Raw genomic sequence first — 15,798 nt, 5'->3', positions numbered from 1 at the left:
CGGTGGCGCTCCGCAATCGCTTCGCGTTCGCAAGGACGATAATCGCGGGGCCGCCGGCCACAAGGGAGGAAATACGAAGTGTCCAAGGAGCGGACGCGGAACGGCCAGCCGCGGCAGTCCGAGGGCGTCCGCGCCTTCAAGCGCGGGCTCGACGTGCTGCAGGAGGTTAACCGCTCCGGCGGCATCCGCGCCGGCGACGTTGCCCGCGCGCTCGACCTGCCTCGCCCCACCGTCTATCGCCTGCTCGAAACGCTGGAGGAACTCGGCTATGTCGCCCGCAGCGCCAGCGACGACCGCTTTCGCGTCACCCGGCGGGCATTGAGTCTCGGCGACGGCTACGATCCCGGCGTGGTGATCTGCCAGGCGGCAGCCCCATATCTCACCGAGCTTAGCAAGACCCTGGTCTGGCCGGTCGATCTGTCCACCTACGAGAACGCCGCGATGGTGGTGCAGGAGACCACCCACTCGCGCAGCCCGCTCTCGATCGACCGCGGCATGATCGGCAAGCGGTTGCCGATGCTGCGCACGTCCGCGGGACGTGCCTATCTTGCCGCCTGCCCGGCGCGCGAGCGCGACCTGATCGTCAATCACCTGCGCCGCATCGACGAGGCCGACGATCGCCCCTTTCTCGACGAAGGCCGCTTCAACCGGATGATCGAAGAGACGGCCGCGCGGGGTTACGCCATCCGTAGCGAAGGCGAATATAATCCGAAGACGGCATCGATCGCCGTCCCGATCGTGCGGCACGGCGCCGTGTTCGGCTGCATTTCCATCATCTGGATCCGCTCGGCGCTCGGGATCGAGGAAGCGGTGGCGCAGTTCGTCAGCCAGCTTCAGGAGACGGCCTCGGCCATTCCTGTCGAGGTCTAGGGGCCGTCCGCTGGGCGGACACTTGGCGCGGCGGCGTTGATGCTGCGGCGCGGCTTGGGGAAGAGATAGCCCCATGCAAGATAAATCCGCCCCCGAAGACTATGACGTCGTGATCGTCGGCCGCGGCCCGGTCGGCGCCACGCTCGCTAATCTGCTCGGCCTGTGCGGCGTGCGGACGCTGGTGCTGGAGCGCGAGGCGCGGACCTATCACCTGCCGCGCGCGGTGCATTTCGACGACGAATGCATGCGCGTGTTCCAGACCATTGGTCTCGCCGACGCGATCCTGCCGCAAACCATCCTCAGCCCCGGCATGCTGTTCCTCGATGCCAACGGCGAGATGCTGCTGGACTGGTCGCGGCCGCAAACGCCGACGTCGATGGGCTGGAATCTGAGCTACCGTTTCCACCAGCCCGATCTGGAGGACGTGCTGATCGGCGGCCTCGCCCGCTGGCCGCATGTCACCCTGCGCAACCGCTGCGACGTCTTCGCGCTGGACCAGAACGACACCGGCGTGCGCGTCCGGTACGAGGACCTCTCCAACGGAAAGCTCACCGAGGTCCGCGCCAGCTATGTGATCGGCTGCGACGGCGCACGCTCTCTCGTTCGCCGTTTCATCGGCTCCGGCATGGACGATCTCGGCTTCCACGAGCGCTGGCTGGTGATCGACGTGCTGCTCAAGCACGCGCGCGACGATCTCGGCGACTACAGCCTCCAGCATTGCGATCCGAGACGGCCGGCGACCTATGTCCGCGGCACCGGCAGGCGGCGGCGCTGGGAGATCACGGTTCTTCCCGACGAGGATTCGAACGACGTCGCGCAACCGGCAAAGGTCTGGGAGCTGCTGTCGCGCTGGATCGGGCCCGACGATGCCGAGATCGAGCGCGCGGCGGTCTACACGTTTCATTCCGCTATCGCGCAGCAATGGCGAAACGGCCGGCTGCTGCTGGCGGGCGACTCCGCGCATCAGACCCCGCCGTTCCTCGGCCAGGGAATGTGCGCCGGCATCCGGGATGTCGCCAACCTCGCCTGGAAGCTCGGCGCCATCATCCGCGACGGCGCAGCGCCCGATCTGCTCGACACCTATCAGAGCGAACGGCTGCCGCATGTACGCGAATTCATCGAGCTCGCCATTCGCCTCGGCGGCGTGGTCAACACCAAGGCGATCGAAGCTGGCCTTGCCGCCGGCCAGCCCCGCGACAATGCGCCGGTCAAGCTCGAGGTGAAAAAGCCCCTGCTCGGCCCTGGACTCGCGCTCGGCGACCTACCACTCGCCGGCCATCTCGCGCCGCAATTTGCGTTGAAGGACGGCCGCCGCAGCGACGACCGAGTCGGCTACAGCCAAGTGCTGTTCGTAGCGGACGCCGCCACGCTCTCCTCGCGTCTCGCGCTTTCGCAAGCAGGGATCGAGATCCTGACCGACGATGATGCGGAAGCCATCGGCGACTGGCTCCGCGCGCAGGGCATCGTCGCCGCGCTGGTTCGTCCCGACCGTTACATCCGCGGCACCGCCCGCAACGAATCCGAGCTCGCCCGACTCGTTGCCGTTCTCGAGCCTTCAACCCACGTGCCGTCCGCGGCCTGATCGAACTCACTTCCAAGGATATCTCATGAAGCTGCTCTCTTTCATCGCCGGTGGCCGCGCCTCCTTCGGAGCCGTCAAGGACAACGGCGTCGTCGATCTCGGCGCGCAGATGGCGGGCTGCACCACGCTGCGGCAGCTGCTCGAAACTGGTCGCCTCACCGAGGCGGCAAAGCTGGTCGCATCCGCGGCGCCCGATCATCCGCTCGACAGCATCGCCTTCGCCCCCGTCATCCCCGATCCCGGCAAGATCATCTGCGTTGGCCTGAACTATCGTGACCACGTCGCCGAGACCGGCCGCACCGTCACCGAGAAGCCGGCGCTGTTCGCGCGCTTCGCCTGTAGCCAGGTCGGCCATCTCCAGCCCATCGTCAAGTCGAGGGTGAGCGACGATTTCGACTATGAGGGTGAGCTCGCGCTCGTCATCGGCAAGAAAGGCCGCCACATCCCGGCCAGCAGTGCGCTCGACCATATCGCGGGCTATTCCTGCTACAACGAAGGCAGTGTCCGCGACTGGCAGCGCCACACCAGCCAGTTCCTCTCCGGCAAGACCTTTGCCGAGAGCGGCAGTTTTGGCCCGTGGCTGGTCACGGCGGACGAGATCCCCGATCCGTCGAAGCTCACTCTGCAGACCCGCCTGAACGGCAAGGTCGTGCAGGACACCACCACTGATCTCCTGATCACCGCCATCCCCGAGCTGATCGCCTACATCTCCACCATCTGCCCGCTCGTGCCCGGCGACGTCATCGTCACGGGCACGCCCGGCGGCGTCGGCGCCAAGCGCACGCCGCCGTTGTGGATGCGCCCCGGCGACAATGTCGAGGTCGAAATCTCCGGCATCGGCACCTTGCGCAACAAGGTGATCGCCGAACCGGCCTGACCGTCAAGACCGATCAATCAACGATAAACTCAGGAAACGCCATGGGCACGACCCGCACCACCTCCGCCGCCACCCTGCTGATGGCACTCGCGCTCGCGGGCTCCGCTGCGCGGGCCGAAATCAAGGGCGATGCGATCCGCATCGGCGTCCTCACCGACATGAACGGTGTGTTTGCGACCGCCATGGGTCCGGGCTCGGTCGAGGCGGCGCGGATGGCGGCGGAGGAGTTCGGCGGCAAGATCAACGGCAAGCCGATCGAGATCTTGCAGGCCGACCATCAGAACAAGCCGGACCTTGCGGCCTCGCTCGCGCGAAAGTGGTTCAGCGACGGTGTCCAGGCGATCGCCGACGGCGGCAGCTCCGGCGCCGCGCTGGCGGTGCAGGAGCTCGTGCGCGGCAACGGCAAGATATTTCTCATCTCCGGCGCCGGAGCAAACCAGCTCACTGATGAAGCGTGCGCCCCGACCAGCGTGCAATGGACCCAGGACGCCTATTCCACCGCGACCGCCGTGGTCTCCGGCATCATGCAGACCAGCAAGGAGCCGTGGTTCTTCGTCACCGGCGATTACGCGTTCGGACATTCGATCGAGGCGACCGCGCGCGACCGCATCGCCGCGCTCGGCGGCAAGGTTGCCGGCAGCGTGAAGGCCCAGCTCGGCACGCCCGACTACAGCTCATTCCTGCTTCAGGCGCAGTCGTCGGGCGCCAAGATCCTGGCCATCAACGTTGCCGGCGACAACGCCACCGCAATCAAGCAGGCCGAGGAATTCGGGCTCGCCGATCAGGGCATCAAGATCGTGCCGATGTCGTTCCAGAACGTGGATATCGAGGCCGTGGGCTTGAAGGCGACGCGCGGCGATCTCATCGTCACCTCGTTCTTCGAGGACGTCTCGCCTGCGGCGCGGAAATTCTCCGATGCTTTCTATGCCCGTCGCAAGGCGATGCCGTCGCAGATCCAGGCCGGCGTCTATTCCGCCGTGCGCCATTATCTGCAAGCCGTCAAGGACACCGACTCGGACGACAGCGCCTCCGTCATGGCCAAGATGAGGGCGACGCCGGTGTCGGATGCGTATACGCCCAACGGCCGCATCCGCGAGGATCAGCGCATGGTGCACGATCTCTACCTGGTGCAGGTCAAGACGCCCGAAGAATCCAGAGGCCCGTGGGATTTCGTCAAGCTGGTCGCGACGATCCCGCCCGACCAGGCCTTCCGTCCGCTCGACCGCAGCAAGTGCAGCCTGGTCGGCAAGTAGAGCGTTTTCAAGCGAAGTGGATACCGCTTCGCGCCAGGAAAACGCGTCGAAACAAGAATCTGACCGTCAGGCCAGATACCGCGTGAGATACCCTTCCATGGCGTAGAGCGCGCAGAGCGCGAGGCTCGACCACACAGCTGCACTGAAATACAGGAACATCCAGGTCAGCTCGCCCTTCCAATGCGCGATGTCGTGGGTCACCACCCAGCGCGTCGCGACGTCATGCAGGCCTTCGAGCAGGCCCAAGAACCTGCCGCCCTCGGCGTGCCCTGCCCGCCAGCGGCTGAGATACATCGGCACGTCGACCGTGACGAGGAAGGCCAGGAAGCAGGCAATGCCGACGATGCCCGCGATCAGCGCCCAGCGCACCACGCCCTGGAATTCCGGCATCAGGCGGCACAGCGCGATGCCGGCGAGGAAGAAGGTCACCGCCCACAGCGAATTCTCGATCGCGTTGTAGAGATAATTGGTGGTGACCACCGCGTACCAGGAGAAGCACTCGGCGATGATGATCACCGGGACGATCACCCACGCGACGTTCACCGCCGTCTCGGCGCCGGTCATGGTGCCGAGCTGATGCAGGATGATGGCCCATTGCGCGGCGAAGCAGACCTCGGCCACGGTCGCAACCGAGCGTCCGACGAAGACGCTGGAGAGCCAGGTGTCGAACAGGCAGATGCGCTGCACGTCGGCGCGCGGCAGCACCGAACGGAAGGCGCAGCCGAACACATAGCCGGCGCACAGCAGCAGCATCAGCCCGATGTCCGAGCCGCCACTGAGGCTGCCCGAAGGCGTCGGATAGAACTCGCGATAGAGCATGAACCAGACGAGAATATTGGCGCTGCTCACGAGCGTGAGGGATCCCCACCACCACGCGAGGGGATTTGACCGCGCCTGCCACTGCAACATGAACCGCTCCGCAAAATTATCGACCTGACATGCCATCGTAATAATCCTGTCACAGAACGGCATGCAATCACGACAAAAATCTGTGTGCCCAGTCGTTCTGCGGCCGCCCTCAGGGAAAACGCCGCCGCGCAGCTGTGTCCACATATCGGACAATTTTTGCTCTTTCGTCGAATCTATTGGACATTTGGATTGCTCCCGTCTGATATTCGGGAATGGCTCCAACTGACTCATCCAAACCGCGACATCCGCTCTCCTCCGCCGCAGCAGTGCTGGCGGAGAGCACCGACGACGCCGCTTTCGCCACCACGCTGGCAAAAGGGCTCGTCGTGCTCGAGGCCTTCAAGGCTGGGAGCACGCTGCTGGGCAACATGGAGCTGTCGACATTGACCGGCATCCCGCGGCCGACGGTGGCGAGGCTGACCCATACGCTGGCCGAGCTCGGCTACCTCCGCTACGACGCCGAGCGGGCGAAGTACCGCGTCGGTGCGCGGGCGCTGCGGATGGCGCATCCTCTGCTCGCCGGAATGCAATTCCGCCAAGTGGCGCGGCCGATGATGCAGGAGCTGGCGCACAGCGTCCGCGGCACGGTGTCGATCGGCCTGCTCGATGCCACCTCGATGATCTATGTCGAGACCGCGCGCTCCGGTGATGTCGGCCCGCACGTGCCCGACATCGGCATGCCCATTCCCGTCGTGATGACCGCCATGGGCCGCGCCGCGGCGGCGACCTTGCCGCCGGCCGATGCAGACCGGCTGGAACGGAATATCGCCGCCGAGGATGCCGGGCTGTGGTCGGCGGTCCGCGACAAATACCGCGCCGGGATCGCGCAATGCAAAAGCCGTGGCTTCTGCACCTGCTGGGGCGAGTACATGGCCTCGATCCATGCCGTCGCCGCGCCGCTGTTTCATGCGAGCGAATCGAAGCAGTCGTTCTCGATCAATTGCGGCATCCCCGCCTTCCGGCTCCAGCCAGGGCAGCTCGAGGGCGAGATCGGTCCGCGCATCGCGGCGCTCGCCGACAGCATCCGCGCCATCGTCGGGCAGGCCGAGCTCACGACGACGCCGCGCAAGACCAAGAAAATCACAAGCGCCGGAAAATGATATGGCTGGGCCGCTCGAAGGACTGAAGGTTCTCGACATCGCGACGATCATCGCCGCGCCGTTCGCTGCCACGCTGCTGGCCGACTACGGCGCGGACGTGCTCAAGATCGAGATGCCCGGGCACGGCGACGGCGTGCGGTCGTTTCCGCCGTTCAAGAACGGCAAGCCGCTGTGGTGGAAGGCCGCCAACCGCAACAAGAAGTTTGCCACGCTCGATCTGCGCATGCCGGAAGGGCTTGCGCTGTTCAAGCAGCTGCTTCCACGCTTCGACGTGCTGATCGAGAATTTTCGTCCGGGAACGCTGGATCGCTGGGGCCTTCCTAAGGAGGTGCTGTGGTCGATCCAGCCGCGCCTCGTGATTCTGCGCGCCACCGCCTTCGGGCAGAACGGCCCCTATCGCGAGCGGCCCGGCTTCGCCCGCATCTTCGAGGCCATGGGCGGACTGACTTACATCACCGGCGAGAGCGAGGGCGAGCCGACCCATCCCGGATACCCAATCGGGGATTCGATCGGCGGCCTGTTCGGCGCCGTCGGCGTGCTGGCAGCGCTGTGGAAGCGGGCACGCGACCCCGGCGCTCCCGGCGAGGAGATCGATCTCGCACTCACCGAAGCCACCTTCCGCCTGCTCGACGTGCTCGCCATCGAATACGACCAGCTCGGCGCCGTTCGCAGCCGCATCGGCAACGCCAACGGCTATTCGGCGCCGGCCGCCGTGTTTCGCACCAGCGACGATCATTGGGTGACGCTCGCGGGTTCGACCAACGCCCTCTTTGCAGCGAATTGCCGGGCGATCGGACGTCCCGACCTGGTCGAGGATCCGCGCTTCGCCACCAATGACCAGCGCGTCAAGCACGCCGCCGAACTCAACGAGATCTTCGCGGTCTGGTGCGCCGCGCATCCCCTCGACGAGGTCCTCACGAGCTTCAACGCCGCGCAGGGAACGCTCGCCCCGATCTATTCGATCGATCAGATCGCCGACGATCCGCAAGTAAGGGCGCGCGAGGTGATCACCCGCGTGGCCGACCGGGATTTTGGGACCGTCGCCATGACCAATGTCGTCCCGCGCTTCACCGTCGATCCCGCGCAAATGCGTCACGCCGCCGGTGATGTCGGCCAGGACAATGACGAGGTCTTCCGAACCTGGCTCGGCCTTTCGGACAAGGAGATCGATCGGCTCACCGAGCGAAAGGTGATCTGAACGTAACAAGAAGACCAACAATAAAAATGGGAGGAAGAAAACAGTGGCATCGCTCGAAGTCACACGCCGAACCCTGCTGGGCACAATCGCAGGCAGCCTGGCCGCCGGCTCGGGTCTGACGGCCCAGGCCGAGGATGCATGGCCGTCGCGCATGGTGCGGCTGATCTCGCCCTACGGGCCCGGCGGCTCCAACGACATCTCGCTGCGCCTGCTCGCCGAAGAGTTCGGCCGCAGCCTGCGTCAGCAGTTCATCGTCGAAAACAAGCCGGGTGCCGGCACGCGCATCGCCAACGACATGGTCGCGCATGCGCCGGGCGACGGCTATACGATCCTTTACGTCGCGGCCCCCTACGCCACCGCCGAGGCGCTGTTCGGCAAGCTGACCTATGACCGCAAGGATCTGCAGCCGGTCGCGATGGTAGTGATCGCGCCGCTGTTCCTCATCATCAGTGCCGACGCGCCGTTCAAGACGCTCCCCGAATTGATCGCCTACGGCAAATCGAAGCCGGATGGGCTGACCTTCGCCTCTCCCGGCGCCGGCTCGCAGCCGCACCTTGCCGGAGAGCTTCTGTTCCGCGATGCCGGCGTCAAGGGTCTGAACATTCCGTTCCGGGGCGATGCGGCTTCCTACACCGAGCTGCTCGCCGGACGCGTCGATGCCACGCTGACGGCGCTGCCGACCGCCCTGCCCTACATCCAGAGCGGCAAGTTCACCGTGCTCGGCGTCGCCTCGGCCGAGCGCAGCGCGCTCTACGCGCAGGCGCCGACGCTGCGCGAGCAGGGCTTTCCCAACGTGGCTGCCGCCGGCTGGTACGGCTTCATGGCGCCGTCCACGACGCCGCGCGCGATCATCGACAAGCTCCAGGCCGAAGTTCTGCGCGCGCTCGCCGAACCTGCAATCAAGGACAAGCTGACCGCCCAAGGCCTCGAAGTGCGTGCCGGCACCGCGGCCGAGTTCGGCCAGTTCATCGACGCCGAGACGCAGAAGTGGACCAAGTTGATCCGCGACGCCGGTCTCAAGGGCGAATAGCGAGCGGGAGGGACCGGCCATGAAAAGCATTCTTCTTCTCAAACGCATCGCAGCTTCCGCGCTGCTCCTCGTGCTGTCGAGCGCGGCAGCACAGGCGCAGAAGAAGTACGACCCTGGCGCGTCCGACACCGCGATCAAGGTTGGTCAGACCGTGCCGCTCAGCGGCCCGGCCTCGGCCTACGCCGTGATCGGCAAGACTCAGGCCGCCTATATGAGGATGATCAACGACCAGGGCGGCGTGAACGGCCGCAAGGTCGAGCTGATCCAGTACGACGATGCCTATTCGCCGCCGAAGACCGTGGAGCAGACCCGCCGGCTGGTCGAAAGCGACGAGGTGCTGCTGACGTTCCAGATCATCGGCACCGCGCCGAACGTCGCCGTGCAGAAATATCTCAACGCCAGGAAGATCCCCCAGCTCTTCGCCGCGACCGGCGCGGCGCGCTTCACCGATCCGAAGAACTTTCCCTGGACCATGGGGTTCAACCCTTCCTACCTCGTCGAGGGGCGGATCTACGCGCAGTACCTCCTGAAGAAATATCCGAATGCCAGGATCGGCGTGCTCTACCAGAACGACGACCTCGGCAAGGATTATCTCGCCGGCCTGAAAGCCGGCCTCGGCGACAAGGCGAACATGGTCGTGGCCGAGACGTCCTACGAAATCACCGAGCCGACGATCGACTCGCAGATCCTGCGGTTGAAGGATGCGGGTGCCGACGTGCTGTTCAGCGCCACGACGCCGAAGCAGGCGGCCCAGGCGATCAAGAAAGTCGCCGAGATCGGCTGGAAGCCGCTGCACATCATCGACATCAACGCCTCCTCGGTCAGCGCCGTGCTGAAGCCCGCGGGGCTCGACAACGCCAAGGGCGTGGTCAGCGTCGGCTATGTCAAGGATGCCGCCGACCCCGAATGGAAGGACGACCCTGGCATGAAGCGCTACCTCGCCTTCATGGCCAAGTACTATCCCGACGGCGACAAGGAATCGAACCTGAACGTCTACGGCTACATCACCGCCCAGCTGCTGGTGCAGGTGCTGCAGCAGTGCGGCGACGATCTCACCCGCGACAACGTCATGCGACAGGCGGCCAGCCTCAAGAACGTCGAACTCGACCTGACGCTGCCGGGGATTTCGGTCACGACCACGCCGACCGACTATCGCGTCAACAAGCAGTTCCAGATGGTGCAGTTCGACGGCGTGCGCTGGCAGAAGCTTGGCGACATCGTGACGGACGAGGCCAGGGAATGAGGCGGCGAAAGGCACGCTGATTGGCGCTCAATGCCTTCCAGCACGGCGGCCGCCGCTGCGGATCAAGTCGTCGCGTTCGTCGACATGGTGCTGGTATTCGGAGATCGCGCGGTTGGCCATGCGGATCCGGTTCGTCTGCCCCTCCTCGACCATCATGGAGATACGGTGCGCCAGGAACACGCAGGCCTCGAATTCGTCGCAGATGGCGCCCGTACGCACGAGAAAGTCCCAGGCGATCTCGTAAGCCTGTTCCCCGGCGGGATTGCGGTCGTCGCTGAAGATGATGTGCGCCATCACTGCCAAAGCCGGAGGGCAGCGATGGTTCCTACCGCGCGAGCGCGCGACTGGACCGGGAGCGCGTAAACCACCGGCTGCCATGGCGCGCCGGTGGTTCGATCGGCGAAGAATCGGCGAGGAACACGAAAAACTACGCTGCCTGGCGCTGATGCGTCAGGTACTCCATGGTCACCTTCTCGACATTGGAGTCGATCCAGGCGGCCATGCGTTGCTCTTCCTTCAACGATGTCTCGAGCGGTGCCTTGGCCTCCGGCATGCCAGCGGCGCAGAGCGCGAGTAGCGAAGCATCGATCCCCGAACGATCAGCTTGGTTCATCCCTTCATCCCCGCCACATACGCAGCCAGCTTGTCCAGCGTCTGGTAGCCATATTCGACGGCGCCGAAGCCGATCATGCCATCACGCTGCTCGGTGCTTGAAGCCAGCTGGCGCATCATCAGCACGGTCTTGCCGTTGCTCTGCTCGGCAAAGGTGACGGTGAAGCGGAACATGCCGGGATCGTCATCCTGGTCGAGGCCATGATCCATCTCCATCAGCGACGGCCGCTCGATACGGCGGAAGCGCATCCGGTTCGGATAGACCGTGCCGTCGGGACCGATCATGTTGAAGCGCCAGACGCCGCCGACGCGCACGTCGATCTCGAAGGTCTCGACCTTGAATCCCTTCGGCCCGAACCATTGCGGCAGATGCTTCGGATCGGACCACGCCTCGAACACCAGATCGCGCGGCGCGTCGATCACGCGCGACATCACGATCTCGCGGTCGAGCGACCATTGCGACAGAGCGGGATTGGCAGAACTCGTCATCACTCAGAACCTTTCCGTTTGGTTGTTCGGGACGGCCGCTTGACGCCCGCCCTCTCCTTCTTGAGCTTCATCACATAGGCCTCGAACCGGTCGAGCCGCGCCTCCCAGATCGCGCGCTGCTGCTGGAACCAATCCTCCGCGCCGAGGAGCGCATCCGGACTGAGTCGGCAGGTGCGCACGCGGCCGGATTTCTCCGACAGCACGAGCCCGCTCGTCTGCAGCACGCGGATGTGCTTCATGAAGCTCGGCAGCGCCATGTCGAAGGGATCGGCGAGCTCGCCGACCGACGCCTCGCCCGCACAGAGCCGCATCACGATCGCCCGCCGCGTGGGGTCGGCGAGCGCTGCGAAGATCTGGTCGAGGTGGGTTTGTTGGTTAGCCATGTAGCTAACTATAGGCGACGCACTTGGCCGCGTCAATAATTGTTAGCCACACAGCTAAGTGAAATCTGCCGATCCCCACGCAAGGCTCCGGCCGGTGCGGTCGGCGCGATGAATTACCTGGGATTGTGGCGGCCCGGTTACACCGGCAAGCAAGTCGATGTGCTGAAATGGCACGGTACGGCTTCTTCGATTCCATCTGCCGCGAGTGGCGGCGTCCTCAGCCAGACCTGGGAATGATGATGCAAGTGATCCGGATTGGCTTGGGAGCGGTGATCCTGCTGGCGTCGGCATTTGGCGCGTCCGCTGCCGATCTTCCCGTCAAGTACAAGGCGCCGCCGCCCGATCCCTGGAGCTGGAGCGGCCTCTATGGCGGCGTCAATGCCGGCTACAGTTTTGGCCGCGACACGTTCGATCAGGCGTTCGCCGGCGGGCCGCAAGTCCAGGTCGGCCCGGGCCGCGTCCTGCCGACCGGCGGAATCTTCGGAGGCCAGCTCGGATATAACTGGCAGGTCGGCCGCTGGGTGCTGGGGCTCGAGGGCGATGCCCAATGGAGCGGCCAGCGCGATTCCGGCTGCGGCGGCTTCGAGTGCATTCAAAACTTCAACGCGGAAGTCGGCGCCGTGCGCGTGCGCCACGAGCTGGAATGGTTCACGACGGCGCGTGCGCGCCTCGGCCTCGCCAATGCCGGCTACCTGCTCTACGTGACAGGCGGCGGCGCCTGGGCCGGCATCCGCGAGACCGCAACAGCTCAGTTCGACGATTCCGTCGCCTCGTCCACGGTGAGGAATACCGTTGCCGGCTGGGTATTCGGCGGCGGCATCGAGGGACGGCTCTGGCAGAACTGGACCGTGAAGTTCGAATATCTGCATCTCGATTTCTCGCCGACGACCACGACGACACGCATCGCCACCGGGGCGGGTCTCCTGCCCTTCGACGTCACGAATACCGTGAACAGCCATGTCACCGACAACATCGTCCGTGTCGGCCTGAACTACCGGCTGTTCAATACGCAGGCCACGGCTCCTCTGCCGGTCGATCCGGCCGCGAATGCGTGGCGCTGGACCGGTGTGTATGGCGGTCTCAACGGCGGCTATGGCGTCGGCAACACCTCGTTCCGGGAATTCAAGTATTTCGACCCGGCAGTTGCACCTCAGCCTGGCGAGCTCACGCATTACATCTCCTCGTTCGCGCCGCAGAAGGTGTCGCCACAGGGCGCGCTCGGCGGCGGACAGCTCGGCTACAACTGGCAGACCGGCCATGTCGTGCTCGGCGTCGAGGGTGACGCGCAATGGAGCGGCCAGAAGGACACAGCCTGCGCCATGAGCTGCTTCACGGCTGGCGGTCCCATCGAGACCGTCTCGCAACGCTTCAACTGGCTCGCCACCGTGCGCGGCCGGCTCGGCTATGCCGACCGCGGCTATCTGCTGTTCGTCACGGCGGGCGGCGCATGGGCCGAGGTCGAGGAAACCGACGTGTTCTCCGGCGCCGCCGTCTACACCTCCAATTTCAAGCAGACCAAGGGTGGCTGGGTCGCTGGCGGCGGCGTCGAGGCCTGGCTATTCGGCAACTGGACCGGGAAGATCGAATATCTCCATTTCGACCTCGGCAGCATCGATCACACGTTTGCGACGACGGATCCCGGCTTCCCGACCATGGGAACGAGGTCCACCGTGCGCAACGACGTCATCCGGGTGGGCGTGAACTACAAGCTCGGCGGCGGCTAGAGCCTGATCCGGACCCGGAGGGCCGCGTCAGCGCGAAGCGGTTTTCCGACAAGATCATGCTTGAACAACAACCTGAGGCGCGATGATGCTGCATCTCTCGCGCTTCAAATCAGGAACCTTCAGCGCGCGATTGTGAATTGAGGCAGACCGCATTTTGCGGATAGGACTGGCGACGGGGCGCCGGCGATCCGTTCATCACATCACGTGTCTCCTTTTGTCGCGCCACGACCTGTTTCGATCAGCCGGAGGGCCCTCGCGAAGGCGGCCCTGCTTCCGCTTGCCGTTGGGCTTGCGGGCCCGCGCCGCGCATCCGCGGATTCCGACATGATCGCGCAGATGCGCGACATCGTCGCCAGCGAGCTGGCACCGACCGCTTCACCGGACCATGCAGGCGGCCTCGCCGCCGCGCTCTATGCCGGCCGCCATGTCGAGTTCTTCGGCTACGGTTTCGCCGATGATGCCGCCAAACGACCGGTGACGCCGGATACGCTGTTCAATCTCGCCTCCTTGCGAAAGCCGTTCGAGGCGACCCTCGTGGCGATCGGTGCGCTGCGCGGCGAACTGCGGCTCGACGATCGCCTGCCGAAACACCTTCCCGAGCTGACCGGCGACTACATCCGCCGCGTCACTGTCGGCGAGCTGGTCACGCACACCTCGGGGCTGCTGCTGCAGACCGACCATCCGCCGTGGCCGAACGAGCAGTACAATCGCGAGCAGTTCATCGCCATGCTGAACGCCTTCGCTCCGGCCCCCGGCGTGGCGCCCGGCCGACAGCGCGTCTACACCCATGCCGGCTACGTGCTGCTTCAGCTCGTGCTCGAGCGCCGCTACGGCATGCCGATCGCGACCCTGCTCGAACAACGCATCCTTGGGCCACTCGGCATGACCGCGACCTGCGTCCCCGAACGCGGTGAAGACAATCGCGCCATCATGGACGCGGCCTCGATGCAGCGCGCGGTCCAGGGCTATTCGGATCAGGGCATGGCGATCGGCCCGATCGGCGACCAGCAGAGCTATTTTGATTTCTCCGGCACCGGCCAGATGTTCTCTTCTGTACGGAATCTCGCAAGTTTCGTGGCAGCCTGCGTCGGCGGCCGGGCGATCGATCCGCATCTGCGCGAAGCGCTGCGGATGACGCAGCGCGAGTGCTTCCGAATCGACGAGAAGTTCGGGCAAGGCATGGCCTGGGAGACGGTGCGCCTGCCCGGCATCACCGTCGTCGACAAGCCGGGCGGCCTCAACAATGCCTCCGGCTACATCGGCCTCGTGCCGGCGCGACGGATCGGCATCGTCCTGCTCGCCAATCGCGGCGAGTACCCGCACGAGATCGCGCGCTACAGGATCCTGCCCGCGCTGGCGCATCTGGTCGCCTCACACGGCGACTGAGCTTCAAAACAGAAAGCCCCGGCAGAGCCGGGGCTTTCCACGCCAGATCCGGAACGGGATGAAGCTCAATACCTGGCGACGACAGCTCCGCCGAACTTGTAGTTCACGCCGACACGCACGATGTCCGACTTGATGTCGACCGAGTGGGTGTAGACGTTGCTCGGAAATGCGGCGCCGAAGGCAGCAAGGTTCGTGCTGGTCGTGCTGGCGCGGCCGAGATCGACATGGAGATATTCGGCCTTCAGCGACCAGCCGCCGCCGAACGCATATTCGGTGCCGACGCCCGCGGTCCAGCCGACGCGCGTATCGCGAATCGCCGCAGATTCCGTCGCGGGTGCGAAAGTGTCGGTGAAGTTGAAATTGCCCTTCACCTCGGCGATGGCGGCGCCGCCCGTGGCATAGAGCAGCCAGGCCGGAGCGGCGAGGAAGCCGATGCGGCCGCGGATGGTCGCGAGCCAATCGGCCGAAACCGAGGAGGACACCGTAAAGCCCGTCGGAGCGCAGCAGGGATAGAGCGCCGAGCCGGTCGCACTGCCCTTGAATCCGAAATAGTTGATGTCGCCTTCGAGGCCGAGCACGGCGCGGTTGAGCTGCCAGTTGTAGCCGGCGGTGAAACCGCCGGTGACGCTTGAGCTGTTGGCGCTCTGGGCGCCGACTGTGTTGATGGCCGGCACGCTGCTGGTGGCGAAATAGCCGGTCGGCGAGAACACCGTCGAGGTGGTCGGATCGGCGCTGCCCCACTGCCCGCCGACATTGGCGCCGACATAGAAGCCGGTCCAGTCATAAGCCGCCGACATCGCCGGCGCCTTGGTGTAGCGCGCCGCGAGGTCGGCGGCCTGCACGGAGGCGGTGCCGAGCACGAGCGATGCGACCGCCAGCAAAAACTTCTTCATTCCAGTCTCCTTGCCCACGCGTCAAACACGCGTTTCGAATGCGCGCGGGCGGAAGGCAGCCGGCGCAGGTCGGGGAATAGGGCTATGGCCCCGCAACGTCTTGGGCTGCGGCGAAGTTCATACGGACTGTGACGTAGTGCGCGCCCACGTCATGGAAACGGATGACGAGTGTGGCTCGGGAGCCACGCGCCAACATCATCAGCGGCGCGCAACGCGCACCCGCGTCGCATCACGACAAGGCGGCGCCAA

16 protein-coding genes are annotated in these 15,798 nt (G+C 65.3%); 10 read left to right on the top strand and 6 right to left on the bottom strand.

The window, feature by feature from the left end; all coding sequences use genetic code 11:
• Positions 1–78 precede the first annotated feature (78 nt).
• The 4 genes from CVM73_RS16510 to CVM73_RS16495 all read left to right on the top strand — a co-directional run bounded on the left by CVM73_RS16510 (position 79) and on the right by CVM73_RS16495 (position 4,582).
• The gene (locus CVM73_RS16510) at positions 79–870 is read left to right on the top strand and encodes a DNA-binding transcriptional regulator (protein WP_100233013.1); all 792 of its coding nucleotides are present in this window, start codon (positions 79–81) and stop codon (positions 868–870) included.
• A gap of 73 nt (positions 871–943) precedes the next feature.
• Positions 944–2,452, top strand: coding sequence for a bifunctional 3-(3-hydroxy-phenyl)propionate/3-hydroxycinnamic acid hydroxylase MhpA (gene mhpA / locus CVM73_RS16505; RefSeq protein ID WP_100233012.1), 1,509 nt, complete (start codon positions 944–946; stop codon positions 2,450–2,452).
• Between the two features lie 25 nt (positions 2,453–2,477).
• Complete coding sequence (locus CVM73_RS16500; RefSeq protein ID WP_100233011.1) at positions 2,478–3,329, top strand: fumarylacetoacetate hydrolase family protein; 852 nt, start codon at positions 2,478–2,480, stop codon at positions 3,327–3,329.
• A 41-nt stretch (positions 3,330–3,370) separates the two neighbouring features.
• Positions 3,371–4,582, top strand: a complete 1,212-nt coding sequence (locus CVM73_RS16495; protein ID WP_100233010.1) for an ABC transporter substrate-binding protein — start codon at positions 3,371–3,373, stop codon at positions 4,580–4,582.
• A gap of 66 nt (positions 4,583–4,648) precedes the next feature.
• On the opposite strand, the gene CVM73_RS16490 is transcribed toward CVM73_RS16495, so the two are convergent.
• Complete coding sequence (locus tag CVM73_RS16490) at positions 4,649–5,491, bottom strand: hypothetical protein (protein ID WP_100233128.1); 843 nt, start codon at positions 5,489–5,491, stop codon at positions 4,649–4,651.
• A 212-nt stretch (positions 5,492–5,703) separates the two neighbouring features.
• On the opposite strand from CVM73_RS16490, the gene CVM73_RS16485 reads away from it, so the two are divergent.
• Genes CVM73_RS16485 through CVM73_RS16470 form a run of 4 tightly spaced genes read left to right on the top strand, consistent with a single transcriptional unit; the run spans position 5,704 to position 10,062 of the window.
• Positions 5,704–6,591, top strand: a complete 888-nt coding sequence (locus CVM73_RS16485) for an IclR family transcriptional regulator (protein WP_100233009.1) — start codon at positions 5,704–5,706, stop codon at positions 6,589–6,591.
• A 1-nt stretch (position 6,592) separates the two neighbouring features.
• Positions 6,593–7,789: a CaiB/BaiF CoA transferase family protein gene (locus CVM73_RS16480; RefSeq protein WP_100233008.1), complete on the top strand. Its 1,197-nt coding sequence runs from the start codon at positions 6,593–6,595 to the stop codon at positions 7,787–7,789.
• Positions 7,790–7,832: 43 nt separating this feature from the next.
• Positions 7,833–8,819, top strand: a complete 987-nt coding sequence (locus CVM73_RS16475; RefSeq protein WP_100233007.1) for a Bug family tripartite tricarboxylate transporter substrate binding protein — start codon at positions 7,833–7,835, stop codon at positions 8,817–8,819.
• 19 nt (positions 8,820–8,838) lie between these two features.
• Complete coding sequence (locus tag CVM73_RS16470) at positions 8,839–10,062, top strand: ABC transporter substrate-binding protein (protein WP_100233006.1); 1,224 nt, start codon at positions 8,839–8,841, stop codon at positions 10,060–10,062.
• Positions 10,063–10,089: 27 nt separating this feature from the next.
• Here CVM73_RS16470 and CVM73_RS16465 read toward each other — a convergent pair whose 3' ends face one another.
• The 4 genes from CVM73_RS16465 to CVM73_RS16450 all read right to left on the bottom strand — a co-directional run bounded on the left by CVM73_RS16465 (position 10,090) and on the right by CVM73_RS16450 (position 11,546).
• Positions 10,090–10,356, bottom strand: coding sequence for a hypothetical protein (locus CVM73_RS16465; RefSeq protein ID WP_100233005.1), 267 nt, complete (start codon positions 10,354–10,356; stop codon positions 10,090–10,092).
• A 133-nt stretch (positions 10,357–10,489) separates the two neighbouring features.
• Positions 10,490–10,675, bottom strand: a complete 186-nt coding sequence (locus CVM73_RS16460; RefSeq protein WP_100233004.1) for a DUF892 family protein — start codon at positions 10,673–10,675, stop codon at positions 10,490–10,492.
• The gene (locus tag CVM73_RS16455) at positions 10,672–11,163 is read right to left on the bottom strand and encodes an SRPBCC family protein (RefSeq protein WP_167406882.1); all 492 of its coding nucleotides are present in this window, start codon (positions 11,161–11,163) and stop codon (positions 10,672–10,674) included. Before CVM73_RS16455 ends, CVM73_RS16460 begins: the two co-directional genes overlap by 4 nt.
• A complete protein-coding gene (locus CVM73_RS16450) occupies positions 11,163–11,546 on the bottom strand; it encodes an ArsR/SmtB family transcription factor (RefSeq protein ID WP_100233002.1) in 384 nt (127 codons plus the stop codon). Before CVM73_RS16450 ends, CVM73_RS16455 begins: the two co-directional genes overlap by 1 nt.
• 233 nt (positions 11,547–11,779) lie before the next feature.
• On the opposite strand from CVM73_RS16450, the gene CVM73_RS16445 reads away from it, so the two are divergent.
• The gene (locus tag CVM73_RS16445; protein WP_158237572.1) at positions 11,780–13,270 is read left to right on the top strand and encodes an outer membrane protein; all 1,491 of its coding nucleotides are present in this window, start codon (positions 11,780–11,782) and stop codon (positions 13,268–13,270) included.
• A 324-nt stretch (positions 13,271–13,594) separates the two neighbouring features.
• Positions 13,595–14,656 carry a serine hydrolase gene (locus tag CVM73_RS16440; protein ID WP_167406881.1) on the top strand — a complete coding sequence of 354 codons (1,062 nt, stop codon included), beginning with the start codon at positions 13,595–13,597 and terminating at the stop codon, positions 14,654–14,656.
• 65 nt (positions 14,657–14,721) lie between these two features.
• On the opposite strand, the gene CVM73_RS16435 is transcribed toward CVM73_RS16440, so the two are convergent.
• Positions 14,722–15,549 carry an outer membrane protein gene (locus tag CVM73_RS16435; protein ID WP_100232999.1) on the bottom strand — a complete coding sequence of 276 codons (828 nt, stop codon included), beginning with the start codon at positions 15,547–15,549 and terminating at the stop codon, positions 14,722–14,724.
• Between the last annotated feature and the right edge of the window lie 249 nt (positions 15,550–15,798).

Source organism: Bradyrhizobium forestalis (genome assembly GCF_002795245.1).
Taxonomy (GTDB): domain Bacteria; phylum Pseudomonadota; class Alphaproteobacteria; order Rhizobiales; family Xanthobacteraceae; genus Bradyrhizobium; species Bradyrhizobium forestalis.
Note: the sequence above shows the minus strand (reverse complement) of the source record. Positions and strands in the feature narration are given on the sequence as shown.

Coding starts and splice junctions, on each gene's coding strand:
- CVM73_RS16460 (WP_100233004.1), bottom strand. CDS start 10,675: ATGAACCAAGCTGATCGTTCGGGGATCGATGCTTCGCTACTCGCGCTC.
- CVM73_RS16470 (WP_100233006.1), top strand. CDS start 8,839: ATGAAAAGCATTCTTCTTCTCAAACGCATCGCAGCTTCCGCGCTGCTC.
- mhpA (WP_100233012.1), top strand. CDS start 944: ATGCAAGATAAATCCGCCCCCGAAGACTATGACGTCGTGATCGTCGGC.
- CVM73_RS16495 (WP_100233010.1), top strand. CDS start 3,371: ATGGGCACGACCCGCACCACCTCCGCCGCCACCCTGCTGATGGCACTC.
- CVM73_RS16435 (WP_100232999.1), bottom strand. CDS start 15,549: ATGAAGAAGTTTTTGCTGGCGGTCGCATCGCTCGTGCTCGGCACCGCC.
- CVM73_RS16450 (WP_100233002.1), bottom strand. CDS start 11,546: ATGGCTAACCAACAAACCCACCTCGACCAGATCTTCGCAGCGCTCGCC.
- CVM73_RS16440 (WP_167406881.1), top strand. CDS start 13,595: ATGATCGCGCAGATGCGCGACATCGTCGCCAGCGAGCTGGCACCGACC.
- CVM73_RS16455 (WP_167406882.1), bottom strand. CDS start 11,163: ATGACGAGTTCTGCCAATCCCGCTCTGTCGCAATGGTCGCTCGACCGC.
- CVM73_RS16465 (WP_100233005.1), bottom strand. CDS start 10,356: ATGGCGCACATCATCTTCAGCGACGACCGCAATCCCGCCGGGGAACAG.
- CVM73_RS16485 (WP_100233009.1), top strand. CDS start 5,704: ATGGCTCCAACTGACTCATCCAAACCGCGACATCCGCTCTCCTCCGCC.
- CVM73_RS16500 (WP_100233011.1), top strand. CDS start 2,478: ATGAAGCTGCTCTCTTTCATCGCCGGTGGCCGCGCCTCCTTCGGAGCC.
- CVM73_RS16445 (WP_158237572.1), top strand. CDS start 11,780: ATGATGATGCAAGTGATCCGGATTGGCTTGGGAGCGGTGATCCTGCTG.
- CVM73_RS16490 (WP_100233128.1), bottom strand. CDS start 5,491: ATGTTGCAGTGGCAGGCGCGGTCAAATCCCCTCGCGTGGTGGTGGGGA.
- CVM73_RS16480 (WP_100233008.1), top strand. CDS start 6,593: ATGGCTGGGCCGCTCGAAGGACTGAAGGTTCTCGACATCGCGACGATC.